Genomic DNA, 2,180 nt, shown 5'->3' with positions numbered 1-2,180 from the left:
TCTTGGAGATGGAGCTATCACAATTTCATTTTTCACTATATTTTCGATGCCAAAGTCACTTATTAAAACCTTTTTAGTAAACTCATTGCTGACAAATACTTTATCCGCAGAAGCTAAATTTCTTTGTATATTTCCATATCCTTGTATCTGTGTTGATTTACCTAAAAATTTTAACGGTGTTCCATGCCAAAATATATAATATTGTTGTTCAACACGTTTATTAAAAAAAGACCAAAAGGATGTATCATTTATAAGTATTTCAGCAGTTGCCAAATATTCAAAGTATTCCTTACTTAAGTGCTCAACGTTAAAAGTCTCGAACTCTGCAGGTAAGTATACATTTTTTCTTGTGACAATTTTGACAGTATATTCCGGATAAAATTGTAGTATATTTTTAGTTAAAGCAAAAATGTGTCCACTAAACTCCCTTCCATGGGAACCTTCAAGTAGAATCGTTTTCTTTTTTATTGGTAAGTTTCTAAACTTTAGATATCGTAACTCATTGGGAGTCATCACATTCTTTTTTATTTTTTCTATTAATTTCATCATCGGCTCCTATATTTCTCAAATCAATATCCTTTTTCTTTGTCCCTATAAGAAATAGTAACACAAAAAGCTATAATTATGAGCACGACTTGCCGTATCAACAATTATAGCTAAATGTATACGATTTTTAATTTATTTCATTATAAAAACTTTTAATGGCTTCTTTGTTGTACTTATATGGATCAAATGAAGTGAAGTCACCTTTATAAGACCAGGCTCTTAATAAGCCATCTTTAATATCTTCTGTGGAAGTTCCTTTTGTGAGCAATCCATATTCTTCTTCTTTACCAAGTACATTAATATTCGCAGGTATATTAGAAGCCAGTATTTTCATTCCTAAAGTCATTGATTCCAATAATACCATCGGTTGCCCTTCATAATACGATGGTAAAACAAATAGATCCGTTTCTTTAATAAAATTAAAGGGAGAACTCAGATGACCTAACATAAATACCGATCCTTCTTGATTTGTATCTTTAATACACTGAATCAACTCTTTTTCTAAAGGCCCTTTTCCTAAAATGTAAAGTCGACTCTTTGGATTCTCTAGTCTAAATTCAGAAAAAGCTTCAATCAAATTTTTCTGATTCTTTTCTGGAGATAACCTTCCCATATTCACTATATTAAAGTAATTTTTGTCAAGAAACGGAACTTTTTGAAAACCTAGATCAACTTTGGGTAATACGAAATTTGTATCTAATTTTTTTTCAGCTTTGTCATCTGCTTCTTTAAAGTCTTCTTCTGAAATTTCAATTATAAATTTTGAATCAATATAACCAATTGATGTATCGTTATTTAAAAGTAATTTATAAAATTTATTACTTCCAACATAACTGATTTCACTAATTTTAAAAGGCTGTTCCAAATACTCCTCCGAGAAAGGAATACTCTCCGAACCAGTGATTCCTTTTGGCGCAGACCATAATTCAATGTTTGGTATGTTTTTGATTTTCCCATAAAAATTCGTGCTCTCAACGAGATCTGTAAAATAAACAGGTTCAATTGTTTCAAGCTTTTTTGTGCGGCGCATGAAATAACTGTTTATAGGAGAATAACGACTCGTTTCATGTATTCTCATTAAAGGTCTTGGTGATACCCATCCCAGTGGTTTCTGATTATATTTCACATAGAAATATCTTCCTGCATCTGTATATGCAACTTTTTCAATCTCAAAATACCGATTCTTAAATGGACGTACATAACTAATAATTTTGTCTTTTTTTGTATTAGTCTTTATGTCTTTCCAAATCGGATAGTTTAAAAATCTTGAAACTGTCGCAAAACCATGGAAGTCTTCAATTCTTTGCGTACTAATTTCTTTGGGGATTACATATTTTTGGGATATCCAACCTAAATACATATTGTCAACAGATATTTTCAAAAATAATTCATCATCAACATAAAATGATGCATATTGAACAACTGTTGAATCTTTTGATACTTCTTTTTTAGAAAATAATTTTTTTCGCAGGCAGTTAATGTTTAATGCATACTCAATTATTCCAGAACTCTCAAACTGTAAGAAACCTCTCTTCACAATTAATTGTTGTTTATCTTCAGCTAAAGGTTGTTTCTCTAAAATTTTCTCGATGTTAATTGTATTATATACATAACTCATTTGCTCTTTACTAACA

2 protein-coding genes are annotated in these 2,180 nt (G+C 30.1%); both read right to left on the bottom strand.

All coding sequences use genetic code 11. The features are described from left to right. The coding region (locus tag A5882_RS19810; protein WP_176462019.1) for a CDP-glycerol glycerophosphotransferase family protein at nucleotides 1-546 on the bottom strand (546 nt) is incomplete at its 3' end. 127 nt (nucleotides 547-673) lie between these two features. Then, on the bottom strand, nucleotides 674-2,180 hold a 1,507-nt coding region (locus A5882_RS10445), incomplete at its 5' end, for a glycosyltransferase (RefSeq protein WP_139843247.1).

It is taken from the genome of Enterococcus sp. 4E1_DIV0656 (genome assembly GCF_002140695.1).
GTDB lineage: Bacteria > Bacillota > Bacilli > Lactobacillales > Enterococcaceae > Enterococcus_D > Enterococcus_D entomosocium.
This window is presented reverse-complemented; position numbering and strand designations above follow the sequence as displayed.